This is a genomic window from Nesterenkonia populi, assembly GCF_007994735.1.
Lineage (GTDB): Bacteria > Actinomycetota > Actinomycetes > Actinomycetales > Micrococcaceae > Nesterenkonia > Nesterenkonia populi.
Genome location: NZ_VOIL01000001.1, coordinates 613,063 through 638,397 on the forward strand (window position 1 = coordinate 613,063; position 25,335 = coordinate 638,397).

The following is a 25,335-nucleotide window of genomic DNA, read 5'->3' on the forward strand; positions in this document are numbered from 1 at the left end:
CTCATGTCACCGTGTGCAGCAGCGCCGATTCCACGGTGAGCCCGGGTCCGAAGGCGAGAGCGGCGATCGGTGCTCGGGGGGCAGGGTCCTGCATGATGCGCCGGAGGATGAACAGAATGGTGGCGCTGGACATGTTTCCGTAGTCGCTCAGCACCGCACGGGAGGGCTGCAGAGCATCGGGGCTGAGCTCGAGCCCCTTTTCGACACGGTCCAGGACGCTCCGGCCTCCGGGGTGGACGGCCCATGTCTGCGGCGCCTCCGCGGAGCCGACCAGCCTGTCGACTGCCGCGCGTATTTCACGGCCGATGATCCGGGGGACCTCTGCTGAGAGCCTCATGTCGAAGCCCTGGTCGCCGATGGTCCAGACCATGTCGGCCTCGCCCTCCTCGGTGAGGGCTGTGGCGAAATGGTCCATCGACAGTCCGCCGCTGCGTCCTCGGCTGGTGTCTGCGGTGACGACGGCGGCGGCTGCTCCGTCGGCGAAGACGGAGGCGGCAACGATCTGTTCTGGGTCGCTGCTGCTGCGTATGTGCAGGGAGCAGAGCTCGACGCTGACGATGAGCACGACCGCCCCGGGGTGGGAGTCGGTGATCTGCGCGGCCTGGCGCAGGGCGGGGATGGCTGCCGCGCAGCCCATGAAGCCCAGATGGCTTCTCTCGACGGACGTGGGCAGGCCCAGGTCGCGGATCAGATGGTAGTCGATGCCGGGGGCGAAGAAGCCCGTGCAGGAGACGGTGATCAGGTGCGTGATGTCGGCTTCGCCGATGCGGGCTTCCTGCAGCGCGCTGTGCGCGGCTTCTCGCGCCAGCGGCGGGGCCTGCCGGCGGTACATCTCGTTGCGCGTTCCGGTGCCGGGGGTGAGCAGCTCGCCGCTGTCGCGGGTGAAGATATCGTCTGCTTCGCCGTGCAGGCCGGGCAGGACGGTGTGCCGGCTGCTGATGGCGGCGGCGTCGAAGGCTGCGGTGATCAGGCGCCGGGTCAGGGGAGCTGCGTCGGGCTGGTCCGCGAAGAAGGCGCGCAGCTTCTCTTGGGGGACGGCTGCGCCGGGTACGGCGGTGCCGATGGAGACGATGCGCGCAGTCATAGGCCCACTACATCACGAGATCCGGGCGTTTCCCACCGGTGATTTTCGCACCATGCTCCGGGAGCGCCCTGTAATCTCGTTCTTGGAAAGATCAGGAGGCTGCGGGTCTCCTGCCCCTACACATGTTGGAGAAGGTCATGAAGCTTTCAACCTTGGCGCTGCGCACTGTTCCCGGAGCCTTCATTCTGAACGCGGGGATCGGCAAGCTGAAGCTGGACGCAGAGTCTGCGGCCGGGCTGCAGGGCATGGCGGCCACCGGAGTCCCCGCTGTGAAGAACCTGCCGCCGGAGAAGTTCGGCAAGGCGCTGGCATATGGGGAGATCGCATTGGGCGCGGCGCTGCTCACTCCCCTGGTCAGCAACCGTCTGGCCGGGCTTGCTCTGGGAGGGTTTTCGGCCGGCATGCTCAGCATGTACTTTCGCAACGACGCCATGACCGAGGCTGATGGTGTCAGGCCTTCCCAGGACGGCACCCCGCTGGCCAAGGATGCGTGGCTGGCCGCGATCGCCGTCGCCCTCATCACCCGCAAGGACTGATCACCGGGCCTCGCTGTGTTCAGTGAGGATCAGCAGACAGCGCTGGCTTCTTCGAGGAAAGGTGTCGAGTGATGCGCACAGAGCAGCAGGCCCTGAAGCTCTCTCTTGCGGGGGTTCTGCTCGTCTCAGCATTGGGCATCGGGTTCGGCCTGTTCTCCGGCTCGTTCGCGATCCTGTTCGACGGTGTCTTCTCCTTGGTCGACGCCGTGATGTCGATCGTCTCGATCACGCTGGCTGGACTGATTGCCAAGTCGGCGTCCCATGAGCTGTCGAGACGAACCCATGATCGTTTCACCATGGGCTTCTGGCACTTTGAGCCCATCGTGCTGGCCGTCAACGCTCTGCTGATGATGTCGGTGGCCGCCTACGCGCTCTTCCAGGCGATCTCGGCGCTGCTGAGCGGCGGGCGCGATGTGGAGTTCGGCCCGGCCGTCGTCTACGCCGCGGTGGTGGTGGTGCTCACATTCGTCATCGGGCTCATTGAGCACCGCGCGAACAAGAAGCTCGATTCTGCCCTGGTCGCCATTGATGTGAAGGGCTGGATCATGGCAGGCGGAGTGACCAGCGCCCTGCTGATCGCGTTCCTGATCGGCGCGCTCATCCAGGGCACTGACGCGGAGTGGCTCATGCCCTACATCGACCCGGCAGTCCTAGGGGTTGTGGCGCTGATTCTTCTGCCGGTGCCCTTCTCGACGCTGCGCAGAGCCGTCGCGGAGATCTCGTTGGTGACGCCGCCGGAGCTGAAGAGGCAGGCAGAGGCCGCCGCCGGCGGCGTCGCAGAGTCCTGCGGATTCCTGGACTACCGGGTCTACGCCGCTCAGCAGGGGCGCGCTCGCACCATCGATGTCGTCTACTACGTTCCGGAGGGCAAAGGCATGCGATCCCTGGAGGAATGGGACAGCATCCGGGATGAGACCAGGGCGCAGCTGAACGGCGATGATCCGCACAGCTGGATCACTGTCTCCTTCACCACCAAGACGCCCCCGCCGCAGCCACGGGGCTAGGCGCCTCGTTCGTTTCACCAGTCCTTCGACGCGGCCGCCGAGATTCAATCACTGATTGCCTCGGCGATCGGGGTATCACCGCTGCGGAAGCTGATCGTACGCCGCTGAGCCGATGTCTGGGCCAGCACGGTGGCCGCAACGGCCGCTGCGTCCCCACGCGATACATAGGTCTCCTGGGCAGGGAAGAGGATGAGGTCGATCATTCCAGTGGGCGCGTCTGAGGTGAGGTAGTCCGGAGCCAGGATCGTATAGTCCAGCTCGGTGGCGCGGAGGTGCTCCTCAGCAGCCTTCTTGGCCTCAATATAGGGATAGAACGCCTCGTCCGGGGCGACTCCGTGTCCGGGCCGAGCACGCAGGTAGGAGACCAGAACAAAACGGTTCACACCCGCGGCCTGAGCGGCGTCCATGGTCCGGATCGCCGCGTCGCGATCGACGGCATACGTGCGCTGTGCACTGCCGCCGCCGGCTCCTGCAGCCCAGACGACGGCGTCCTGCCCGCGGAGCAGCTCGGTGATCTCTTGAAAATCCATGCTCTCAATGTCGCCCAGCTGAGCCTGCGCGCCCGTCTCAGCGACCTCGGATTCGTGATCGGGATTGCGGAACACGCCGGTGACCTCGTCGCCGCGCTTCGCCAGCTGAGTCGCCAGCCGGAGCGCCACCCTTCCGTGTCCTCCAATGATGATGATCTTCGACATATGAGTCGCCCTCTCTTGCGATCTTCTCCTTCATGTCCCTCCGTGCTGCCAAGAGTCGGCAGAATGTTTGCCGAACCACGCGGCAGCAGGCCTGTCGCTCTATGCGACGCTACGCGCCATCGACGACCTCCTTGAGGAGTTCGTAGGACCTCAGCCGGTCTTCATGCTCGTAGATGTAAGAGGTGAACATGACCTCGTCGATCTCGGCGGTGTCCAACAGACTGCCCAACTGCTCTTTGACGGTTGCCGGCGAACCCACGACGGCACCAGAGACTGAGCTGTGCACAGCCCTCACCTCCTGCTGCGTCATCTCGCGGGGAGGCTGAATCTCCACCGGACGGCCGCGTCCCAGAGCAAGGAAATGCTGCTCGGTGGAGGAGAACTGGAGCCTGGCCTCGCCGTCCGTCTCAGCGACCGAAAGGTTCAGGCCGAGCGTGACATAAGGCTCAGAGAGCACCTCGGAGGGCTGAAAGTTCTTGCGATACGTATCGATCGCCGGAAAGGTGAACCCAGGAGAGAAGTGGCCCGCAAATGAGAACGGCAGACCGAGCTGAGCAGCCAGCCCGGCGCTGAAGTCGCTGGAGCCCAGCAGCCACACCAGCGGATCCTGGCCGACAGCTGGAATGGCCTGGACCTGAGGACGTTGGCCGGTGCGTTCCGGAGTGAAGTAGCTGCGCAGTTCGTCGACCATGCCTTGGAAATCGTCCGAGGCGGAGCGACGAAGAGCCTGGGCGGTTCTCCCGTCGGTTCCGGGGGCGCGGCCCAAGCCGAGATCGATCCGCCCTGGATAGAGGGACTCAAGGGTGCCGAACTGTTCAGCGATGATCAGCGGGGAATGATTGGGGAGCATGATCCCGCCGGATCCAACACGGAGCTTTCTGGTGCGCTCGGCGATCAGGCCGATCAGCACGGAAGTCGCGGCACTGGCGATCGGTGCCATGTTGTGATGCTCGGCGACCCAGTAGCGGTGGTACCCCCACTGATCGGCTCGTTCGGCCAGGTCGAGTGTGCTGCGGAGGGCGGCTCCCGGCGTCGTCCCTTCGCTGATCGTCGCCAAATCCAAGATTGAGACGGGAAGCTCGTTCACTGTTCTGACAGGCACTGTGGGGCTCCTTCACCTATGAAGCGGAAGTTGTAGGTATTGCGAAATTTCGATGTATAGGTGCGCTGCAGCTCCGGCTGTAGCAGGCAGATCCAGCATCAGCGCTAGAGCTCTCCCTCTATGAAGTCTGCGACCTCGCGCAGCCTCTCCTCATTGCGCCGGTAATAGGTCCACTGGCCGTGGCGCTCAGACAGGACGAGGCCCGCACGCTGGAGGACATGCAGGTAGTGCGAGACGGTCGACTGAGACATGTCCGCCTTCTCCTGAATGTCGCGCACGCAGACCCCGCCGTTCTCCCGCACGTGGTCCGGGGCGTGCATCGCGGGCGCCGGAAAGTGCTCCCCTGGAACTCTGAGCCAGCGGAGTATGTCCAGACGGGTTTCATTTGCCAGCGCCTTGAAGACCTCTACTTGACCAGCCATGGGCTCAAGACTAATCGAGGAACCTCGATATATCAATGGTTGGATCAGGGATGACGAGGCGTCGCCTGGTCGCGGTCAGGGCATGCGCTTCTATTCGCCGCACACCCCGTCATGGCGAGTTCCACGTCGGATGCGCCCCCTGCGAACGATGCGGCGCCATGGGTGCGGCGGGAATACGAAGACGCTCAGTTCCGCCGCTGCCGAAATTCCTGTACGGCAACCGCTCAGAGGCGTTCAATGGGGACCCATGAGCACTTTCGCAGTCATCAACCCGAACACCGGCAAGACTGAAGAGACCTTCGACTCGGTGTCAGCCGAGCAGATCCCTTCCATCATCGACGAGGCAGACCGCGCCTTCCAGACATGGCGCTCCACGCCTGTCTCCGAGAGGGCCTCCGTCCTCAGATCGGCAGCGGAGATCATCGAGAACCGTGTGGATGAGCTCGCGAGCGTCATCGGTCGCGAGATGGGCAAACCGCACCAGCAGGGCGTGGCTGAGGCGAAGAAGGTCGCCTACACGCTGCGGTGGTATGCGGACAGCGGCCCATCATTCCTGGAGCCGACGGAGCTCCCCGAGGCGCAGGGCGCTGAGCGAACCTATGTGAAGCACGATCCGCTCGGCGTGCTGCTGGGCATCATGCCCTGGAACTTCCCCTACAACCAGATCGCCCGGTTCGCGGTGCCCAACCTGCTGGTCGGCAATGCGGTGCTGATGAAGCAGGCGGCGATCTGCCCGGTCTCGTCCCAGACCTTCCAGGAGATCCTCGAGGAGGCTGGGCTGCCCCGAGGCGTCTACACCAACATCTACCTCAACAGCAGCGACGCCGAGAAGGTCCTGGAGGACTTCCGGGTCAAAGGCGTATCCCTCACCGGCTCTGAGGCCGCCGGCGCATCGGTGGCCGGCATTGCGGCCAAGCACCTGAAGAAGTCGGTCCTGGAGCTGGGCGGCAATGACCCCGCCGTCGTGCTGGACACTGACGACGTCTCCGCATTGGCTCAGAAGCTGGTCACCCTGCGGCTGACCAACGCGGGTCAGGTCTGCACCTCACCCAAACGGCTCATCGTGGTTGAGGACCTCTACGAGGACTTCGTCGCCGCCGCCAAGGAGGCCGTGGAGAACACCGCCGTGGGACCTGCCGATGATCCCAGCACCGACATGGGGCCGCTGTCCTCCGAGGGTGCGCGCGACGAGGTGGTGGAGCGTGTCCAGCAGGCCGCAAAGGACGGGGCCACCCTGCACACCGGCGGCGAGAAGCTGGACCGTGACGGCTGGTTCATGTCACCGGCTCTGCTGACTGACATCGACCTCGACAGCGACCTGGGCTGCAACGAGCTCTTCGGCCCCGCCGTCATGGTGTTCAAGGCCCATGACGAGGCGGAGGCTCTGCAGATCGCCAACAGCACCCAGTACGGGCTGATGGCCTCCGTGTGGACCCAGGACATGGAGCGCGGCCAGCGGTTCGCCGAGCAGATCGAGGCTGGCATGACGTTCGTGAACACGCACATGGACTCCAGCCCCGAGTTCCCGTTCGGCGGCATCAACAACTCCGGCTACGGCCGGGAGAACGCCCAGTGGGCGCTGCGCGAGTTCACCAACGAGCGGCTCGTACGGTTGGCCGCTCACCCCACCGGCGAGTGACCACCTGCCGGTGAAAGAGGCGCGGCGCGGATCGTTTTCCGTGCCGCGCCTCTTTTCGTGCGCTCCGGCGCCTTCAGGGCGACCTGGGCTCTGTTGTCGAACAGCAAGCTAAGGCTGGCTGAGGATCTCCTCGACTTCGGCGATGATCTCCTGCGCCCCCAGTGGGCCGACGCCGGCAATCCAGACTTCGTGATCGACGTGATGGATCTCGCTGTCAGTCCCTTCCAACAGGTCCATGGTCCAGTCCGGCAGGTCCGGAGTGGTGGGGTCCGATGACACGAACACCCGGTCTGCGGCGAGGTCACCGACATTCTCCGAGGAGATCTCCAGGATGCCGTTGTCCTCCCAGTCCTGCTCGGGTATCTCGAAGCCGAGATCGGACAGAACATCGCCGGTAAAGGTGTCGGGACCGTAGAGGCGTACTGCTCCGGCCTCTCGTGGCCGGATGACCTGGGCTGTCAGACCTGCCAGATCCATGTCCTCCTTCACCTCAGCGGTGCGCTCGTCATAGTCGGCCAGCAGCGCATCGGCGGTGTCGGGAACCCCCAAGGCTTCCCCGACGGTGCGGATGCTGCTGCGCCAGTCTCCTCCCGGAGACTCGACGAACACCGTGGGCGCGATATCACTGAAGGTGTCATAGAGGTCCTCATGACGGGATTTGGCACCGAGAATGAGATCCGGATCGAGGTCGGCGATCTGCTCCAGTGAAGGTTCGGTGATGCTGCCCACGCTGGCGATGTCCTGAACGTCTTCGCCCAGATAGTCGGGAAGCTCATCCGTATTGACGATGAGTGCTGCACCGGCGGGAACGACCCCGAGCGCCATGGCCGTATCCAGGAGGTTGATCTCCAGCACGACCACGCGTTCTGGCTGGTCGGGGATTTCGGTGGAGCCCATGGCATGCTCGACCGTCTGCGCTTCCTCGATCCCTTCGGCCTGATCCTCACTCACCTCATCCTGTTCAGAGCCCTCGGCGGCGCAACTCGTCAGCGCAAGCGAGGCGAGCGCAGCGAAGGCTGCAGCACTGGACCACATGCGGTGGCGCGGCGAGATGGGTGAGCGGTTCACGGTCATAAGTCCTTTCAGCAGTGACTGGCGGGAGCTCCCGCCGGCAAACGACGCTTATTACATCATGCGTTCAACAGGTATTAGGCTTCGGTGAACCTAATGTTACGAACTGCCGCCGTTCGCCTCTCTTAGCCCTCCAGGGCACCTCGTTGAAGGACGCTTTGATGAAAATAAGAAACGCCCACATGCTGTTTTGTGTAGCATCACGGAGGTACAGCTGACTCCCGCTTCAGAGATCGAGAAGGACACCCCTTGGCCGAAAGCCGACGCACTCCCCTGAAACGTGATGCCCGACGGGCCTTTGCCTGCCGAGTCGCGCAAGTCACTCAGCTGACCCCGCGGATGCGTCGGCTCACCTTGGAAGCACAAGAGTTCTGCGACTTTCAGACGCTGGCCGCGGATGAGTACTTCGGCCTCATGATCCCTCGCTCCGGCACTTTGGAGCTGCCGTCCGAACACCCACCGCAGATTTCTCCCCGTGCCCTCGTCGCTCTCATCCCCGAAGAGCTGCGTCCAGACGTGCGGTGGTACACCGTCCGGCAGCACCGCCCCTCCGTGGGCCAGGTGGACGTCGATATGGTCCTTCACGGTGAGGGAGAGGTCAGCGGGCCAGCTGGTCGCTGGGCCAGCAGGGCGCAGAGGGGCGACATCGTCGGCTTCTGCGAGTGCAAAGGTGTCTACGCACCCGAGGATTCGGTGAGGACTCAGCTGCTCATCGGTGACGAGACCTCCCTGCCAGCGCTGGCCGCACTGCTTGAGTCTGATGAGCCGGCACCTACGAGGGGTCGGCTGGACAGTCAGCACGTCACGGTGCATATCGAGGTCCCAAGCGATGATGAGATTCAGCAGATTCACACCGATGTTCCCATCCAGTGGCACGTGCGCAATGAGGCGAGGCCAGGCTCGAGTCTGCTCAGGGACCTGGAGTGCGCTGACCTTCCGAATACGATTGACTACGCCTGGGTCTGCGCTGAGGCGTTGACCGTGAAGCTGGTTCGTCGACACCTGGTGAACGCCAGAGGAGTCGATAAGTCAAAGATCCTGTTTTCCGGGTATTGGAGACTCGGAGAAGCCCGACTGTGACTGCTGGAGCCCTCCCAGGAACTCGGCACGGGCACCTGAAGAATCTCTCCATGTGGTTGGTGCTGGCCGCCGCACTGCTTGGCCTGTGCGTGGTCAGCGTAGCGGTGGGGGCCAGGGACATCCCTCTGGGCACGGTGATGGACGCTGTCCGTTCCATCACGGTTGAGACAGCGGCTGCTCCAGAGGAACTGATCATTCACCAGACACGAATCCCCAGAACCTTGGCGGGTCTCGTGGTCGGCGCGGCATTGGGCACTGCTGGGGCGCTGATCCAAGCATTGACGCGCAACCCCCTCGCAGACCCGGGCATTCTCGGGGTCAACGCCGGGGCCGCCTTCGCCGTTGCACTCGGCATCGGAGTATTCGGAGTGTCCTCCATCGGCGGGTATGTATGGTTCGGCTTCGGCGGCGCGTTCATCGTGACATTCGGGGTTTACGCCATCGCCGCCTCCGGACGCGGACCGGTTGACCCGATCCGCGTCACACTTGCCGGGGTGGCACTGGGTGCAGTGCTCACCGGACTCACCACCGGCCTGACCCTGCTGGACTCCCAAACCTTCGACCAGATGAGGTTCTGGGCGGCCGGGAGTCTCGCGGGACGTGAAACGGAGATGATCGTGACCGTCCTGCCGTTCCTCGTCCTGGGACTCGTGATCGCTCTGTGGTGCACCGGCGCCTTGAACGCGATCGCCTTGGGAGATGATGTCGCCACTGCCCTCGGCGCACGCATCGGGCTTACTCGTGCTCTGGTCGTCCTCGCGGTGACGCTGTTGGCAGGCACCGCCACCGCACTCGCAGGCCCCATCGGTTTCGTCGGCCTCATGATTCCCCACGTCGCTCGTTGGATCACCGGACCGGATCAGCGATGGATATTCGCCTACACCCTCGTTCTGGCACCGCTGCTGCTTCTGACCTCCGATGTGCTCGGACGCTTGATCATGCGTCCGGGCGAAGTGCCCGTGGGTATCGTGACGGCCTTGGTCGGTGCCCCGGTGATGATCCTCCTGGTGCGACGACGAAAGGCCAGCATGCTATGACCGGCCACCCTGATATCGATTTCGGCCGCCGGTACTGGCAGTTAGGCCACGGGCGCATCTGCCTGCGGGTGAGCCTCAGAGGTCTGCTCATCACCACGGTCACGGCGGCAGCGGCCATTGCACTCGGCATCTTCGCGCTCGGGATGGGAAGCTATACCGTCACTGTCAGGGAGATCATCGACGTCGCACTGGGACGCGAGCAGGGCTTTCCTCGCGTCGTTGTCCTGGAATGGCGCCTGCCTCGTGTGCTGGCGGCGATCACCTTCGGCGCGGCGTTGGGTGTCTCAGGTGCCGTCTTTCAGTCACTGACGCAGAACCCGCTGGCAACCCGGACGTCATCGGCTTCGCATCGGGGGCCTACACCGGCGCGATACTGATGATGATCACAGTGTCCGGAAGTTTCGTCGTCGTCGCCCAAGGTGCACTCATCGGCGGGATCATCACAGCGCTGCTGGTCTACCTCCTGTCCTACAGCCGGGGCGTCAGAGGGTTCAGGCTCATCATTGTGGGCATCGGCGTCTCAGCGATGCTGAGCAGTCTCAACACGTGGATGCTGCTCAAAGCTGACCTCGACGTCGCCATGAGCGCCGCGGCTTGGGGCGCGGGCTCACTGAACGCCATCACCTGGACCCAGATCAGCGTAGCTGCCGTGATGATTCTCGTCTGTGCTGCGTGCATCGTCCTGATGTCCCGCCCGCTTCACCAACTGGAGATGGGCGACGACGTCGCCCGGGCTTCGGGAGTCAGAGCTGAGTATTCGCGGCTATGGCTCATCGTGACCGGAGTGGGCCTCACCGCCGCAGTCACGGCCGCTGCCGGACCCATCTCCTTCATCGCGCTCGCCGCTCCGCAGATCGCTCTGCGCCTGCTCCGTTCCCCCGGCATCCCCGTTGCGGCCTCCGCTGTCGTAGGAGCCGCTCTGCTGCTGGGCGCAGATGCGGTGGCCCAGCATCTGGCCCCAGAGCCGCTGCCGGTCGGGGTGGTCACCGTCGTGGTCGGCGGCACCTATTTGATCTGGCTGCTGATCCATGAAACGAGGAAGCACTCATGAAAGACCTCACCGCCGAGGCGCCGGTTCGGTTCGACCACACCGCAGGTGATCGACTCATTGAGGACTCGCCCCTCGCTGCTTCGGGACTCACCCTGGGCTATGACCAGGAGGTGATTGCCGAGGACCTCAGCGCAACCATTCCGCCAGAGTCCTTCACCGTGATCGTCGGCCCCAACGGCTGCGGCAAATCAACTCTTCTGCGCGCACTGGCGCGTCTGCTGAAGCCGGCCGCGGGCTCGGTGCTGCTGCAGGGGCGGGATATTCGCGAGTATGGCGCTAAGGCGGTCAGCCGGCGCATCGGCTTGTTGCCGCAGAGCTCGCTTGCCCCTGATGGTATGACGGTGGCGGATCTGGTGTCCCGGGGCCGTTACCCCCATCAGGGGCTGCTGCGGCAGTGGACGCGGGAGGATGCCACGGCGGTGTCCGAGGCCCTGGCCGCCACTGGTCTTGCCGAACTGTCCGGGAAGCGAGTCGCGGAGCTGTCAGGGGGTCAGCGACAGCGAGCCTGGATCGCCGTGGTCCTGGCGCAGCAGACGTCTTTGCTGCTGCTGGATGAGCCGACCACGTTTCTGGACATCGCCCACCAGATTGATCTGATGGAGCTCTTCACGGATTTGCACGGGGCGGGCAAGACGCTGGTCGCGGTTCTGCATGACATCAACCAGGCGGCACGCTACGCGACGCATATGATCGCCATGAAAGATGGCCAGATCGTGGCAGTGGGCCCGCCGTGGGAAATCGTCACGGTCGAGATGGTTCGCAGGGTATTCGGTGTGGAATGCGTGGTGATCGAAGATCCGGTGGCGGGCACGCCAGCCATCATTCCCAAAGGCAGGGGAACTCAGCCGAGGAACGGCTCAACCACCGTGTGAGTCCTTGCCCTGGTCGACCTGCCACGCCGTATGCCGGCGAGGTGTGCGGTCCCGTTCCAGCTCAACAAGGAGTCGGTCGCTCTGAAGAGCTGGCCTGTGCAAGACTTGCGCCAGCGTGAGAAAGCGCATAGTCCGACGCTCAGCTGACATCAGGAGACAACGGTGCCTCCTCGTCACCAGTTTGCCGTGACTGACGACGGCGGTTCCGATGCCGCCGGGGCAGTCGCACGCTTCGAATGGCACCGCATGTGGCCGCTGGCGGGCCTTTCGATCGCTGTGGTGATCCTGGCAGCATCCGGGGCGCTGCCGCAATGGCCAGGTCTGGTGCACTTGGTGGCGCTGCCGCCCTTGGACCTCTTCACAGACTTGCGGCTCATCATCGTCTATGCCCCCTCGTGGCCGGTCGCAGCGGGGGCGCTGGGCGCGGTCCTGATGATGCGCATCAGCCTGTTGGCCTACCTTGTGGGCGGCCTCACGTGGATCAATCTCGGTCGGGCCGCGCGGCTGTACGGCTTGCTGAGCATCCCCACCACAGTCGCTGCGGTCATGGTGACGGTTGCCTCCACCATGCCGAATTCGCGCTTCTTCTGGATAGGAGTCGGCGTGCTGGCCGCTGCTGCGGTTCTCGGCTCAGCCCTGGCCTGGCCCCGCCGCCTGCGTATTCGCTCCGCATTCAGCCGGAACTGGCGAGAGGGCCTGCGGCTGGAGATTGTGCTGAGCTATTTCGCCGTCGTGGTAGGCATCGGCGCCTTAGCCCAGGGTGCTGAATCTCTGACCCTCTGGCTCGTTCCGGTCTCTGCGGCGGCCGCTGCCTTGGCGCTGTGGGGGCTGAGCCGACCCCCGGTGTCTCGCCCCGGGGCGCTGCTTGTCACCGCCGCGGCGGTGACAGCGGCAGGCGCCTTGGCGCTGATGTGGCCGCGATGGAACGACGAAGGAACCCAAGAGCCGCCTCCGCGTGCAGGGTCCCTCATGATCATGGGCGGCATCGTCAGCTCTTCAGGCGGCGGGACCATTGTTGAGCTGCAGCCGGACAGGTTGGGCTATTCCTGTGGGCAGGTGTATTACTTCTCCTACGCCGGACCTGGAGACGGACAGCCCCAGGGGGACGCTGTATGCCCGATCACCACAGGAGCGCCTTACGAGCCGGAGCATACTCAGCAGCCCTTGGAGGATCAGGCGGCCTCCTTTGCCGCGCAGACGGAGGACCTGCCGCGACCCTTGGTGGTGGCAGGCCATTCTCATGCCATCTGGGTGGCGTGGGAAGCGCTTGCGGCCGGCGAAGCAGATATTGATGCCTTGGTGATGGTCGGATCCTTGCCGGACAGCCCCACCGGCTACCCGCCGCCGGGGGAGAACGGCGCGGGCCGGGTGCTGGGGGACCTGTTGCAGCTGGCCGCTCCGTTGGGGGAGCTCGCAGGTTTTGAGTTCGATCCCGTGTCTCCAGCGGCGCTGGAACTGCAGGCCACCCCGAATTCTACGAGGGAGGTCCTCGAGCAGCAGCTGCCGGAGGAGGTGCGGACCCTCAGCGTGACCGTGGCCGGCGACCTTGCCCTGATGCCTGGGGGAGGTGAGCTGGATGTCGACCGAAACGCGTGCCCTGTCCGATCGGCACACCCGGATCTGCCTCTTTCCGATGCTTTCGCCGAAGAGTCCATTCGGTTCCTCGAGGGGCAGCCCGGACGAGACTGTCCGATCTGGCGCGACTGGGGTGGGACCCTCGCGCAGCCATTCGGAGCACCGCCCGCCTAAGTTCGATCAGGGGTCGGTGGTCATACTGCTGGCAGCCCGATCGCGGCGTTCCATCCTGCTGGCGCCTGACGAAGGCCTGTCAGCGTAAGTGCGTGCCTGTGCGCTGGACAGGGCACACACCAGCAGGATGTCTAAGCCTAGGCCCACGAGCCCTGAGTGCAATGCCGCCGAATGAACTCCCAATCCGTAGGTCACTGAGTGCACCACGATAGCCGCCGCACTCAGCGTCATGGCGAACAGGCGTGCGGCGTTCCCGCCGTGGAGCACCCGCCAGCAGATGAACAGCTCGGCAACTGCGAACGTTGCCAGTACGGCCACCAGGCCGAAGAGGAGGGCATTGTCGGGAAGCCCAAGGGCCGAACCGTCGATCGTTCGCACGGTGCCGTCGTCGTCGCGCCCAAACAGGAGCGCTGCCGCCGTCGCGAATGCTGCGAGGCCTCGTGCTCCGGTCAGAGCGGCGCCCACCACAGTCATGATGGGCGTGCGATTGCGGCTCTCGGCTCCTGGCTGGTCGGCGGAATCGGACAGACCGAGCTCGTGGACGGGGCGAACATCCAGTATGGGGAGGTCACCGTCCGTGGCAATGGAGTCACCACCACCATTGCGGGAGTGGTAACCAGTCGAGTAGTCCTCAATAACACTGACCACCACAGAGGGCTCTGCTTCGCTAATGGTCGCTGTGAGGTGATCTCGCTCGGCGTCGGTGTCCTGTGCGATTTTATGGGTGATCTGAAGCGTGAAGAGGGACAGTCCGACCCTGCGGTCATATGTTGCTGCTGCCAGCCAGTCCGCGTCGAACCCGCCCGGCAGCATCCACCCTGGCGGACAGCGCCAAAACCTCACGTGGTGGCGCTGGCCCGGGGTGCCGTGAACCTCTTGCTGATAAGCAAAGTCCTGCTGCCGATCAAAGAGCAGCAGAGGGCTCACGGGCGCTTCTGGGTAGCTGTGCCGGCGGAGCGTCGAGGTGACGATGCGTCGGCTGGTGTTGAAGGTCAGATCATCGGCTTTTATCCACCCGGCGCTTCGCATGACTGCGTGAACCTGTGACTCATCACCGCGGAACGCAAGATTGACCGGATCTCCCAGCAGCCCGTCGCTGGTGCGGGCTCGGCCGATGAAGTACCCCGGAACATAGATCCGAGTGAGGATATTGTGCAGCCGCGGAAGCACGAGATAGGCCAGCAGCAGCCAGAAAGCGATGGCGAATCCGACCAGTCCCCATCCCCAATGGACGTCCGCCACAGCGAAGAGAATGGCGAACCACACAGATGAGATCACGCCGAATACGAAAAAGACGCCGTCAGGGACTGAACTGACAATTCTCCGCACACCCATTGCGGTCATGAGCCCTCCGGTGTGGATAAATGCTCTTGACGGCCAAACTGCCCGTCGAAGGTCGTGTCTCATGCTACTGGATGCAGTCAGCGTGACCAGATGTGCATCCCCGCAGGATCCCGCGGCCCTGGTCACATGAGCCGGGCGCTGACATGGAGAGTAGACATTTCCCCGAGATGCGGTCCTCTCCGCTAACGGATTGAGTTTCAGGCCGTTCTGCACCAGACACAGACGATGAAGGGGGCGACGCCACCCGAAGGTAAGGTGACGCCGCCCCCTTCATCTCTGCCGATCACGTCGGTTACGGGAGGGACTCAGTCCGCTGCTGGTGACCGACGGCGACGGGAGGCGGCGTATATCCCGACGCCCATGATGACCAACACCAGCGCGGCGGCGGCCAGCACGCCGACTGTCGCACCGGTCATAGCAAGAGCTCCGCCCGTGCCAGCTGTGTCGGCCGCACCATCAGCCTGTGTCCCGTCATCGGAATCGCCCACACCCGTCACGGGAGCGCCCACCACATCGAGTACTGCACTCGCGGTGTTGCCCTCCTGGTCCGTTGCAGTGACGATCAACGCGCCTTCACCGAGATCGCTGGGGACGGTCCAGTCGTGGGTGAATTCGCCGTTGTCGTTGACGGGGATGTCTTCGATGGTGTCGATGGTGTTGCCGTCGTCGTCGGTGATGTCGATGTCGACGGTGGTGCCGGGGGTGAAGTCGTCTCCGCCGATGGTGATGGTCTCACCGGGTGCTGCGGTGTCGGGGTCCACGGTGATGGTGGGGTCCTGGTCGGCGTCCTCGTCATCGTCATCGTCGTCGCCGGGTGGGGTGACGGCGATGATCTCCAGTGGTGCGTTGGCGGAGTTTCCTTCCTCGTCCTCGGCGGTGACGGTGAGGTTCCCTGGTGGGGTGCCTTCGGGGACGGTCCAGTCGTGGGTGAATTCGCCGTTGTCGTTGACGGGGATGTCTTCGATGGTGTCGATGGTGTTGCCGTCGTCGTCGGTGATGTCGATGTCGACGGTGGTGCCGGGGGTGAAGTCGTCTCCGCCGATGGTGATGGTCTCACCGGGTGCTGCGGTGTCGGGGTCCACGGTGATGGTGGGGTCCTGGTCGGCGTCCTCGTCATCGTCATCGTCGTCGCCGGGTGGGGTGACGGTGATGACGGTGGTGGCGGGGGTCTGTGAGTCCTCGCCGACCGCGGTGATGGTCGCATCGCCGGTCGGGTAATCCGTCGGGATGGGCAGCTCTGCGGTGAAGGCGCCGTCATCGTCGGTGGTGGTGACGGTGAGGGGGTCGTCGTCCTGGGTGGCCCCGGGGATGCTGACGGTCACGGTCTCTTCTGGGGCGAAGCCCGTTCCGGTGACGGTGGTGGATTCGCCTTGGTCCACACTGGAGGGATCTGCGGAGATTTCGGTGTCGAAATCACCTGGCTCATCCTCCGCCTCATCCTCGGCATACACAGTGGAGGAGGCGAGCTGGACCGCAGCTGTGTCGATCGAGGGAAGAACATCGATCACCAGCGCCCGCACGGTAAACGACGTCTCGCCGAGATCGCCCGGTGAGCTCTGTGCGTTGACGGTGAGGCTGACTATCTCGTTCAGCGAGTCGAAAACTGGGGTGAGTCCTGACAGCACAGGATCAATGGCGTTATCGACGGTGTCTGCCGCCAGAGTGCCCAGTCCGGCTTCCAATTCAGCGGTAAACGGAGCCGCTATCGCCGGGACCAGATCAGTGAGGATGGGGGTGACCAGTCCTTCGAGCAGCTGACCCAGCAGGCCGTCGGCTCCCGGCAGTGAAAGGTCACCGCCGATTTCGATGTCGCCCTCACTGATGCCCTCGCCGCCGCCCAGGAGCTCGGCCACGGTGGTGTTTATGGTGATGTCGATGCCGCCGCTCACGGCGCCAAATGCAGCGCTCACGTCAGGATCCAGAGTCAGTGAGACGGCAGTTCCCTCGATAGCTGTGTTCACTGCTGCGGTGACGTTGTCTCCCAGTTCGGACAGAAGACCAGTCACCTCGTTGAGGATCAGTTCGATCTCACCAGGAGTCAGCAGGGTGGTGTTGGCCGGCAGCCCGTTGAGGCTCCCGCCGTGCAGTTGGGCGAGGTCCACCAGGATTTCGCCGGTGCTGAGATCAAGAGTGACCAGTTCCGAGGTGCTGACCAGCGGTGCGGCCAACAGATCATCCGCGACGCCGGCCAAGTCCACTGCGGCATTCAGCTCAGGAGATCCAAGGTTTACGGTGAGCAGGTCAAGATCTCCGATCAGGTTCACCTCCACCGGTTCAGTGGGGACAGTATCCAGCGCATCCTGTACGGGGCCTTCAGCTGCCAGAAGGCCGTTGACGGCAGTATCGATTTCATCGACTGCCCCATTGAGCAGGCCGGTGAGCTCTGCCAGCGCGGGGCTGTCCAGACTGAGTTGGGCGCCTGCCAGCACGTACTCACTGTCGAGCGTCCCCTCAGTCTCCTGGGCGCGAGACGCCAATGCGCCCAGTTCCAAGGACAGGTCATCGACGATGCCCTCGGTGCTCAGCCCGAGGTCCGCCAATGCCGCGGTCAAATCCACCGAGGCGAACCCGGTGGTGTCGCCGCTGACCTCGATGGCCCCCTCTGAGGTGACCGTGCCGGAGGCGGCGGTGGCACTGGTGGGTTCGGGGGTGTGGGCGAAACCGCTGAGCGCACCCACGCCAAGGCCATCCAAGCCGATGCCTACCGAGACTCCTCCCAGATCGACCGCGGCGAGCTGGTTCAGCAACTCGGCGTCAATAGTGCTGGTCGCCGGGTCCTCTCCCTCGTCGTCGAGGAAGTTCTGCTCCGCAGTGACGGCGGTGGCGGCGTCGATGCCCAAGGCATCTGCGTTGATCAGTTCGGCCAATGCATGACTGCGATTCTCGCCGTCGAAGGCCTGAGCCGGGGCCGCGCCCGCTAGGGCAGCCCCTGAGGCAAGCACAGTGCTGGTCATGAAGGCCGCGAGGGTGCGCCAGCGACTTCGTCGCGCTGGCGGCCGGGTCATGGGTGATGGAGATGGAGATGTGGACTGCCTCATACGGGATCCCCTTGTGGGTTGGGTTTCTCCCGCCCGCCGGTGCGCTGTGGCGCACTGAACACACGAATCTAAGCGTCAGTAGCCGTCACCAGGCGAAGCGAGTGAATCGATCTCTTTGCTGACCCTATTTAAATGTGGTGGGATTCACCCGCCGTGACCTACACAACAGCAGAATTAAGATCACGTCAAGGTCACAATCAGTTCCCCGTCAGGGTTTATGGGGCGGTTAGGCTCTTCTCCAGCGTGGAAATCTGATCGCCACAGATGAGGGTTCAGCAAGAGTCCGAAAGCCCCGGATGGCCTGGATTTCAGCGGTGATGCACCCGGGAAGATTCGGGAATCCGACGGCCTGTGTTGAAAAAGTTATCGACCTATCCTGTGAATTTCTTATGTGTTTCTGTCGTGACTAGTCGGGGGCGTGCGGCAGCGTCGACGCGTGGATTTTGCGTAGGGGTCAGCGCTTGAGGCAGCGGTGGTCTCTGTCGAGGCTGCTCAGATCATCTGAGCTTCAGAGGGACTGGTGTCCTAAGCGCTTCGACTGTTCTCGCCGTTGAGCTCGAACTGCGTCACCAGTTTGCCCAGTGTGTACTGCTGGCGGAGCTTGCCGGCGCTGTTTTGGTTGGCGAACATGCCCTTCTCCCAGTAAGCCTGGGATTTGGGGCGACTGGCAGTCCAGCGCACGGGTACTACAAACTCCGAATCTTCTGGAGTGGTTCGGGGCGCATCGGTATGACGGTAGTCCGCAGACAGCGGCAGATCTTTCAGGGGCGTCCATTGTCCTTCATGGAAGACTTGCGCTGCCTCGAAAGGGGCAGCTTCAGCCAAAGTTTCACCAACGGCGACATATCCATGCTTGGGAATCTGAACGAAAATCTGGGCGCCAGTGGGAAGGTTCTTAAGGGTTCGCTAGTACCACTCGCCACCGCCGGCGGAGACGAATCCATAGCGTCGAGCGTCTTCCCAAGAACGAGTCGAATCATCACCGAAGGTAACGAACCAGTCCCTGCCGTTCCATTCCGCTTGTTTGCTGCGTTTGCTTGCTGCTCGAGCCGTTGTTGGCTGGCCGCCTGATGCGAGCCAGGACCGTCCAAGGTACCGACGCTCGCCGTCTTCGAAGTAAGAGAAGAACACTGCGTTGACGGGCACTCCGAATTCGCGCAGAAAGGTCACGATGCGCTCTGAACTGTCGTCCAGCTCTGTCGCCACAATCGTCATCTGAATCTCGTTATTGAGCTCATCGGGGAGGGGGGCGTCAAACACTTCAGCGAAAGCTTGCTCAAGCTCTGTATCGAGATGCTCGGCAGCAATCTCCGCTATCTTCTCGCGACCGAGTTCAGTGACCCAGGAACCATAATCAAGAATCTGCGCGACGACCTCACGCGGGGTCCGGTCTCGTTTCAGCTCCAGAACATGGAGGTTGCCGTCACCGTCGAGAGCGAGCAGATCGATGAGTTTTCCATGAGGCGTCCGCAACTGTCGGGCAATGACAAGGAGTTTTTCGCCCAGTAACGAGGGGTCGCGCTCCAGAAAGTCCTCAAGTTGGGCTTCGGAGGGAAGCAGCCCGCTCGGCAATCGCTGCGGCGAATCCCCATCGATCCGCCACATGCCCATCTCTACTGGCATCAGATCTCCCATTACTGGCCGGCGAACTCTTAGCAAGGTCTACGCTTTCAATCCTTGCACGAGCCGGGGGCTTGGCGATGGCGCAAGCTGGCATCCAGTTCTAGGCCCTGGTTAAGGCGCAGTTGCAATATCGGTCACCGGGGGCTGATGCAGGGGCAGACGATAACTTGGCCTGTCATACATGCGTGTAGGTTCTCGTCGAATCTGTCATAGACGCATGGCGCTGACCTGAGGTCTGAAATTTCGTCGATACGCACTTTGTCACTAACTTGTCAGAATCCTCAAGCTCAGCCGAGGAAGACCGGTGCGGCTCTCGGCTGGTTCCAGGGGAAGTGGGCCAGGTGCCGAAACTCCGGTGCTTCCGAGATGGGCGGGTCCGACGTTGGGCGCCAAGCTTGAGAAACGTTCCGCGGACTTTGTCGGTAGGCAGGTGCACTGCCCGCGGCCACGTCGTTTGGCCAGGGGCGTTGGAGAGCCGACGCCAAAGCCCGCCTAGTACGCCGCCGAGATCATGCGCCGGTTTTACTCGGAGCGCATCGGCTTGATGTTGCGGTCGTACGAAAACGGCACGTCCAGGCTGCTTTAGGCGTCCAATCGTTTGCCAAACAGCGTCGTTGACTCTTAAACACTGGCAAGATAGGGTCAGGCGCACGGAGCGGTCGGGCAAAGATGTTTGCCGACTGTGCCGTGCGCCTGGTTTACAACGGCGAGGTGACATCGCGGTTCACCTCAGTTGAAGACCATGCCGCCGTCGACGATGATGGACTGTCCGGTGATGTAGTCGGAGTCTGGGCCGGCCAGGAACGAGACGACGTTGGCGACGTCGTCGGCTTCGGCGAGTCGCTCCAGGGAGATATCCGTGGTGAATTGCTCCCAGCCCCACTCTTCGGGCTGACCTGCGGCCGCGGCGGTCTCCTTGGCGAGGGTCTCCATGAGCGGGGTGCGCACGATGCCGGGTGCGTAGGTGTTCACTGTGATGCCGAACTGGGCGAGGTCACGCGCCGCGGTCTGGCTCATGCCGCGCACGGCGAACTTGGTGGCAGAGTAGAGCGGGATCCCCTTGTTGCCCTTGTGGCCGGCCTGCGAGGCTGCGCTGATGATCTTGCCGCCGTGGCCCAGTTCCTGCAGCTTGGCCGCCGCGGCCTGGATGCCCCAGAGAACGCCCTTGACGTTGAGTGAAAAGATTTTGTCGAAGTCGGCCTCGGTGGCTGCTTCCAGGGGAGTCTGGGGGGCGATTCCGGCGTTGTTAATGATGACGTCGAAGCCGCCAAGCTCCTGTGTGGTCGCGTCGACGGCGGCGAAGACGCTTTCACGGTTGGTGGCGTTGACCTCGACGGCGATGGCACCGTTGGCCTTACCGCCCAGTGACTCCGCGACCTGGTGTGCGGCCTCCGTGTTGAAGTCGCCGACGGCGACCTTGAAGCCGTCCCGGTGCAGCCGTTCAATTGCCGCGCGACCGATGCCCTGACCGCCGCCGACCACGAGAGCGACCTTGCCATTGTCCTGACGTGCCATTGTTTTTACTCCTTAGTTCAGTGAGCGCCATCTGCTGCTGACTTGTGTAACCCGTTCAAATTTTAACTATTCCTTGGTGGGATTCCCGCAAGCGCGGCTCGTGGTCGAGACTTCTTGTGGCGCACCGGAGAGCAACTCGCAGATACGCATCGTCAGCGCTCATTGCCTCAGCCTGCACCCTTGGGCAAGTTCGATGAGATCCGACAACCTACCTACGTTTAAGATGCCGTGGATCTTGGCAGACGCGACTGCCGCTGACATGGGGATGACGTTTCGTTGAGACGCGGTTTGTCTCACTAACTTGTCGTAATCCTCAGAAAGGTCCAGATCGGCGTTTGAAACAGTACGAAGTCGTGCAGGCGTCTTCACATCGAATCGTTCGGTTCCGGATGGGAGCTTCTGACGCTCGAGTCGTTCGGTGATGAATCCGGCGGCGGGGGGGCGATCGGGATCTCTCGATCGCTCCCTAGGGCGCGATCCCAGAGGCTGTGAACCGTGGCCTCGAGCTTGGTCTTGCTATCACTGCTGTCGTAGGGCGACCCCGTCGAGCAGTCCGATGTGGCCGTCGGCACATCGGAGACTAGGGTGACCCCATGTCTGGACCCCAATTCGGCCCTTGGCATCGCCTGAGCGCGGTGTCGGTCCATGCCTACACGGCCGTGGGTGTGGTCCTTGCCCTGCTCATGGTGCACATGTCCTACGCCGGTGAAGTCGAGACCGTGCTGTGGCTCTTCCTCGCCGCCATGATCATCGACGGCTCAGACGGCTTCCTGGCCCGCCACTTCCGGGTCAAGGAGGTGACGCCGGGCTTCGACGGTGCGCTGCTGGACAACATCGTCGACTACATCACCTACGCCTTTGCGCCCATGGTGCTGCTGTGGAGCACGGGCTATCTCCCGGACGGGTGGTGGGGCGGCGTCGTAGCCTCCGTGCCTCTGCTCGCGTCCTGCTTCCAGTTCTGCCGCAGCGACGCCAAGACCGACGACCACTTCTTCGTCGGGTTCCCCAGCTACTGGAACATTGCGGCGTTCTACCTGATCGTCCTCGGCGCCGGCGTGGCCACGACCACCACCGCACTGCTTGTTCTGACAGTGCTCGTGTTCGTCCCGATCAAGTACGTCTACCCCTCCCAAACGGAGACCGCATGGTGGCTGACCATGACGCTCACCCTCGTCTGGTTCGGCCTTTACGCGCTGATCCTTATGCAGTACCCCTCGCCGAGCCTGTGGCTCATCGCCTTGTCCGGCGGCTACGTGATCTATTACGCGGCACTGAGCCTGCGTCTGACGCTCAAACGACGTCGTGGTCACAGTGGTGCGGCGGTCTCATCCGAAGCCGGCGCCTCGGCGAGGACCAGAGACTCCTAGTCAGCGCCCCTCACGTTCCGACTATGCCGAGACATCGTTACTGAGTGCAAGCAGCCGCCGCGGTAACTGTTGTTGGCTTACTTGTTATGTCCGCGGGCTGCAACGCGCCACCGGTCGATGATGGTGCCATCCGCTGTCACGGTTACTTCATCGACGAGGTTCATCGCGATGCACACGTGGTTCGGAATGACGAGCAGCCGCTCACCCAATGCGGGAAGGGTCACTTCGGGTGGCCATACGACGGTGGCATGATGTTCTGACAGTGCAGTGATGCGGGCGTCGAGGCGGTCCATGATTCTGCCGAAGCCTGTTGTCCACGCTGGTCGGTCGCTGCCGAGGATTTTGCTACCCGCATCGAGGATCACTCTTCGCGGCATGCCGTGGGTGCCCTCGTGTCGGCTGACAACTGTGGCAGCGACGGTGAGTACGATGTCTTCTGGGGTGCATCGTTCCAATTCGAGCTGCTGTGCGTCACCGAACACATAAACCCCTGGTCTTACTTCAGTGACAATGGAAGGACCCGTCAGGGCGGCCGTAGGAGTGGAGCCTCCACTGAGACGCTCGACATTGAACCCTGCGGCAACGAGCAGGGTCGAGGCTGTGCCGAGAGCCGATTCCTCTTGTTCTGCAGCTTTGATCGGCATACCGGGGGCGTAGCTGTGCCCGGGGAACGTGAAGATGCCCGCGACGTGCAATCCGGCGGCTGCGGCTGCTTCGGCAACGGCTACGCCGGCTTCCGGCGCTATCCCGCTGCGATGGTGGCCGCTGTCGATCTCCAGCAGAACGTGTATCTGGCCGGCTTCGGGTCCCATGGACTGCGCCATCATCTGGGCTGCTTCGGGGGAGTCCATTCCGACTGCGAGGCGGACGTTTGCGCGCAAGAGGCGCCGCAGTCGGTCGGCTTCCCGAGGTCCGATCCATAGGGGATATGCGATGAAGAAGTCGTCTACGCCGTGTTCCGCGAAGACCTCGGCTTCTCCAATGGTTGCCACGGTTAGGCCGACGGCCCCGGCTGAGAGCTGCAGGGCCGCTATCTCCGGCACCTTGTGCGTTTTAGCGTGAGGTCGAACCTCTAGCCCCTTAGCACCGACCGTGGTGGCCATACGAGCGATATTGCGTACCAGTACGTCCCTGTCGATCATGATCTCTGGTGTATCGATACCCTCAGGGATCGTGTGCATGCGGTTCCTTCCTTTTGCGCTGGCCGCGCCCTGTCAGCACCTGCCTGGTCGGAGTTTAACGGCGAGATTCCACGTCTTCAGACGATCAGCCACCGGCCTGAACCGCGAGCAGCACCGCCATCACAAGCAGAGCCACTCCGGATCGGCCCTCGATGAGGCGGGTCCATGTGGTGTTCATCGTTCTCTTCAGCCCTGCAATGACTCCCGCGCAGATGAAGCACCAGAGCAGGGAGGAAACCATGAAAGCGGTGAAGAAGAGCATGAGAGAACTGAGTGCGGCATCCTCGCCGAGTGCTCCAGCGACTGCTCCGTCGGCCCCGCCCCAGTAGACGACGTTCCACACGTTGCTCGAAGACATCAGCGCTCCCGCTGCTGCTGGTCCTCGAAAAGGATTCGAGGCAGCCGCGCTGCAGTCCGGAGTCGCCTGACCTGACCTACAGTTTGGTTTCCACTCGTTTCGACTATCTCCCGTGACTGCGCTCCAGCAGATTGAGCATGTACTCAGCCACCGAACAGGCTTCGCGAAATCACTAGGAGTGCAAGGTCTTCAGATACGCCCATGTGCATAGTTCTTCCGTGACCAGTCCCTTGCAAGTTCCTCAGTTCGTTGACCTGCTCAGCGATGGTCCAAATCGATCCGTGCTGTAGGATCCCGCGGAACTTGTCATACGGGTCAGCCGCTGACATGGGGAGTGACATTTCGCTAAGACGCGGTCTGTCTCACTAACTTGTCGTAATCCTCAGGGGCTCGAACAGTCGGTGAGGGTGATTCCGCGACGCGGGTGCCAGTCCAACCTTCGCTGAGCTCAGTGCCGGCGGGCGCGGGAACACCGGTCTTCCGACTCGCTGACCCAACCAATTCCAGGTGATCACCACCGAACAGGTTGCCTACCGTCAGGCCGACGTCTTGTAGTGGCGCGTAGACCTGGGGACCTGACCTGAAAAGCACGGCGCGCCGTCACCGATCAGTGCAGAGTTCCAGCCGTTTCCCTTGCGCTGAGGGTAAGAGCGAATCCCGCGTCACGATCACTTCGGTCACAAGTCAGGCCGACTGGTCGAAAATTCGTCTCTGAGTTTCGAGGTGTTGACGCAGATCCACGACAACATCACCATCGTCGGCCTCGCTTAGCGTCTGAGTCTCATTCAGTTCGACTGGGTTCGCCCTGGCAAGTTCGATGGTGTAATCACAGGCAACTTTCATGATCTTAGCAAGCTGATCGGTTGAGAACGCCACAGTGGTGTCATTGTCCTGGCCGTATGCGACTACTGCGTCAAGGTCCGTGATCAGACGATCGATGTTGCCTCGATCAAGGCGGCCGGTCTGGATCGCTTCCAGGTACGACTCGAGTGAGACCTTATAATCCTGCACGCACTTGGGCACGTTCACTTCTGCGTCCTTCTTGCGCTTTCTCACCGCTAGGACCACCCCGCCGCCGGCTGCAATCGCTACCACTGTCCCTAACCCAGCAGCGGCCCAATGGTTCTTGAGGCCGGCTGCGGCAATACGAGTCGCGTTCTCCGCGGCTCTCTCGGGTGTAGGAATCTCCTTGAGATGCGTCACAAGTCGGCCACTCGTATCGCGCACTACGCCGCCGTAGCGAACGAGATCGCCAGCCAATAGGCTTTTGTAGATCTCAGGCGGAACCTCAAACGCGGGTTGAATGATCATGGTCAGTCTTCCGTCTCGACAGTGGCAATCCCGTACGTGTGATTCCAGGGTAGCTAACCCGTCCCTAACCTTGAGGCTAGGAGTGCAACCAGGGGGCGGCGCCATGGGGTGGCAGTCATGGTCTCGCCGTGAGAGCGACGCCAGACCTCCCCCAGCTCAACCGCAAACAAGCCAGATCAGATGTCACCCATTAGTGCGGCAGACCCTTCTGAGCTTTCGGGGCAATATGTGTCCAAGGGCTAGATAATGTTCGCGC

Annotated in this window: 21 protein-coding genes and 2 pseudogenes; 9 read left to right on the forward strand and 14 right to left on the reverse strand. The window is 62.9% G+C overall.

The window, feature by feature from the left end; translation table 11 throughout:
- Window position 1: 1 nt before the first annotated feature.
- Complete coding sequence (locus FWJ47_RS02920) at window positions 2-1,084, reverse strand: type III polyketide synthase (RefSeq protein WP_147103852.1); 1,083 nt, start codon at window positions 1,082-1,084, stop codon at window positions 2-4.
- 137 nt (window positions 1,085-1,221) lie between these two features.
- On the opposite strand from FWJ47_RS02920, the gene FWJ47_RS02925 reads away from it, so the two are divergent.
- Complete coding sequence (locus tag FWJ47_RS02925; protein ID WP_147103856.1) at window positions 1,222-1,620, forward strand: hypothetical protein; 399 nt, start codon at window positions 1,222-1,224, stop codon at window positions 1,618-1,620.
- Window positions 1,621-1,691: 71 nt separating this feature from the next.
- Window positions 1,692-2,624 carry a cation diffusion facilitator family transporter gene (locus FWJ47_RS02930; protein WP_147103860.1) on the forward strand — a complete coding sequence of 311 codons (933 nt, stop codon included), beginning with the start codon at window positions 1,692-1,694 and terminating at the stop codon, window positions 2,622-2,624.
- A 44-nt stretch (window positions 2,625-2,668) separates the two neighbouring features.
- Here the strand turns inward: FWJ47_RS02930 and FWJ47_RS02935 are convergent, their stop codons facing one another.
- From FWJ47_RS02935 to FWJ47_RS02945, 3 genes are all read right to left on the reverse strand, one after another.
- Window positions 2,669-3,319 carry an NAD(P)H-binding protein gene (locus FWJ47_RS02935; protein WP_147103863.1) on the reverse strand — a complete coding sequence of 217 codons (651 nt, stop codon included), beginning with the start codon at window positions 3,317-3,319 and terminating at the stop codon, window positions 2,669-2,671.
- Window positions 3,320-3,428: 109 nt separating this feature from the next.
- Entirely contained in the window at window positions 3,429-4,421 is a 993-nt protein-coding gene (locus FWJ47_RS02940; protein ID WP_147103866.1) for an LLM class flavin-dependent oxidoreductase, read from the reverse strand.
- A gap of 104 nt (window positions 4,422-4,525) precedes the next feature.
- On the reverse strand, window positions 4,526-4,843 hold the full coding sequence (locus tag FWJ47_RS02945; RefSeq protein WP_147103869.1) for an ArsR/SmtB family transcription factor: 318 nt from the start codon (window positions 4,841-4,843) through the stop codon (window positions 4,526-4,528).
- A gap of 247 nt (window positions 4,844-5,090) precedes the next feature.
- Here FWJ47_RS02945 and FWJ47_RS02950 point away from each other — a divergent pair, with 247 nt between their 5' ends.
- Window positions 5,091-6,482: an NAD-dependent succinate-semialdehyde dehydrogenase gene (locus tag FWJ47_RS02950; protein WP_147103871.1), complete on the forward strand. Its 1,392-nt coding sequence runs from the start codon at window positions 5,091-5,093 to the stop codon at window positions 6,480-6,482.
- Window positions 6,483-6,590: 108 nt separating this feature from the next.
- On the opposite strand, the gene FWJ47_RS02955 is transcribed toward FWJ47_RS02950, so the two are convergent.
- Window positions 6,591-7,550, reverse strand: coding sequence for an ABC transporter substrate-binding protein (locus FWJ47_RS02955; RefSeq protein WP_170228450.1), 960 nt, complete (start codon window positions 7,548-7,550; stop codon window positions 6,591-6,593).
- A gap of 252 nt (window positions 7,551-7,802) precedes the next feature.
- On the opposite strand from FWJ47_RS02955, the gene FWJ47_RS02960 reads away from it, so the two are divergent.
- The 5 genes and pseudogenes from FWJ47_RS02960 to FWJ47_RS02980 all read left to right on the forward strand — a co-directional run bounded on the left by FWJ47_RS02960 (window position 7,803) and on the right by FWJ47_RS02980 (window position 13,342).
- Complete coding sequence (locus FWJ47_RS02960) at window positions 7,803-8,633, forward strand: siderophore-interacting protein (RefSeq protein WP_147103878.1); 831 nt, start codon at window positions 7,803-7,805, stop codon at window positions 8,631-8,633.
- Complete coding sequence (locus FWJ47_RS02965; protein ID WP_342779642.1) at window positions 8,630-9,670, forward strand: FecCD family ABC transporter permease; 1,041 nt, start codon at window positions 8,630-8,632, stop codon at window positions 9,668-9,670. Before FWJ47_RS02960 ends, FWJ47_RS02965 begins: the two co-directional genes overlap by 4 nt.
- 143 nt (window positions 9,671-9,813) lie before the next feature.
- A pseudogene (locus tag FWJ47_RS02970) lies at window positions 9,814-10,721 on the forward strand (FecCD family ABC transporter permease).
- Window positions 10,718-11,593, forward strand: coding sequence for an ABC transporter ATP-binding protein (locus FWJ47_RS02975; RefSeq protein ID WP_147103881.1), 876 nt, complete (start codon window positions 10,718-10,720; stop codon window positions 11,591-11,593). The pseudogene FWJ47_RS02970 and the gene FWJ47_RS02975 overlap by 4 nt, the downstream one beginning before the upstream one ends.
- A 162-nt stretch (window positions 11,594-11,755) precedes the next feature.
- Window positions 11,756-13,342 carry a hypothetical protein gene (locus FWJ47_RS02980; RefSeq protein WP_211358958.1) on the forward strand — a complete coding sequence of 529 codons (1,587 nt, stop codon included), beginning with the start codon at window positions 11,756-11,758 and terminating at the stop codon, window positions 13,340-13,342.
- A 6-nt stretch (window positions 13,343-13,348) separates the two neighbouring features.
- Here the strand turns inward: FWJ47_RS02980 and FWJ47_RS02985 are convergent, their stop codons facing one another.
- The 5 genes from FWJ47_RS02985 to FWJ47_RS03000 form a co-directional block, all read right to left on the reverse strand.
- Window positions 13,349-14,686 (reverse strand): LssY C-terminal domain-containing protein, encoded by a 1,338-nt coding sequence (locus FWJ47_RS02985; RefSeq protein WP_147103884.1) that lies wholly within the window; start codon window positions 14,684-14,686, stop codon window positions 13,349-13,351.
- A gap of 305 nt (window positions 14,687-14,991) precedes the next feature.
- Window positions 14,992-17,640: a choice-of-anchor G family protein gene (locus FWJ47_RS02990; RefSeq protein ID WP_170228451.1), complete on the reverse strand. Its 2,649-nt coding sequence runs from the start codon at window positions 17,638-17,640 to the stop codon at window positions 14,992-14,994.
- A gap of 609 nt (window positions 17,641-18,249) precedes the next feature.
- Entirely contained in the window at window positions 18,250-18,549 is a 300-nt protein-coding gene (locus FWJ47_RS12375; RefSeq protein WP_342779643.1) for a hypothetical protein, read from the reverse strand.
- An 81-nt stretch (window positions 18,550-18,630) separates the two neighbouring features.
- Window positions 18,631-19,347 (reverse strand): endonuclease NucS domain-containing protein, encoded by a 717-nt coding sequence (locus FWJ47_RS02995; protein WP_342779644.1) that lies wholly within the window; start codon window positions 19,345-19,347, stop codon window positions 18,631-18,633.
- A 729-nt stretch (window positions 19,348-20,076) separates the two neighbouring features.
- Window positions 20,077-20,862 carry a (S)-acetoin forming diacetyl reductase gene (locus FWJ47_RS03000; RefSeq protein ID WP_147103891.1) on the reverse strand — a complete coding sequence of 262 codons (786 nt, stop codon included), beginning with the start codon at window positions 20,860-20,862 and terminating at the stop codon, window positions 20,077-20,079.
- Between the two features lie 593 nt (window positions 20,863-21,455).
- Here FWJ47_RS03000 and FWJ47_RS03005 point away from each other — a divergent pair.
- The gene (locus FWJ47_RS03005; protein ID WP_147103894.1) at window positions 21,456-22,229 is read left to right on the forward strand and encodes a CDP-alcohol phosphatidyltransferase family protein; all 774 of its coding nucleotides are present in this window, start codon (window positions 21,456-21,458) and stop codon (window positions 22,227-22,229) included.
- 77 nt (window positions 22,230-22,306) lie between these two features.
- Here FWJ47_RS03005 and FWJ47_RS03010 read toward each other — a convergent pair whose 3' ends face one another.
- The 4 genes and pseudogenes from FWJ47_RS03010 to FWJ47_RS03025 all read right to left on the reverse strand — a co-directional run bounded on the left by FWJ47_RS03010 (window position 22,307) and on the right by FWJ47_RS03025 (window position 25,079).
- Window positions 22,307-23,410, reverse strand: a complete 1,104-nt coding sequence (locus tag FWJ47_RS03010) for an alanine racemase (protein ID WP_147103897.1) — start codon at window positions 23,408-23,410, stop codon at window positions 22,307-22,309.
- A gap of 85 nt (window positions 23,411-23,495) precedes the next feature.
- Window positions 23,496-23,924 (reverse strand): annotated as a pseudogene (locus FWJ47_RS03015) (LysE family transporter); the annotation flags it as partial.
- Entirely contained in the window at window positions 23,912-24,109 is a 198-nt protein-coding gene (locus FWJ47_RS12410; RefSeq protein WP_147103903.1) for an abortive infection family protein, read from the reverse strand. The gene FWJ47_RS12410 and the pseudogene FWJ47_RS03015, both read right to left, overlap by 13 nt.
- A 343-nt stretch (window positions 24,110-24,452) precedes the next feature.
- Complete coding sequence (locus tag FWJ47_RS03025) at window positions 24,453-25,079, reverse strand: hypothetical protein (RefSeq protein WP_147103905.1); 627 nt, start codon at window positions 25,077-25,079, stop codon at window positions 24,453-24,455.
- Window positions 25,080-25,335 lie beyond the last annotated feature (256 nt).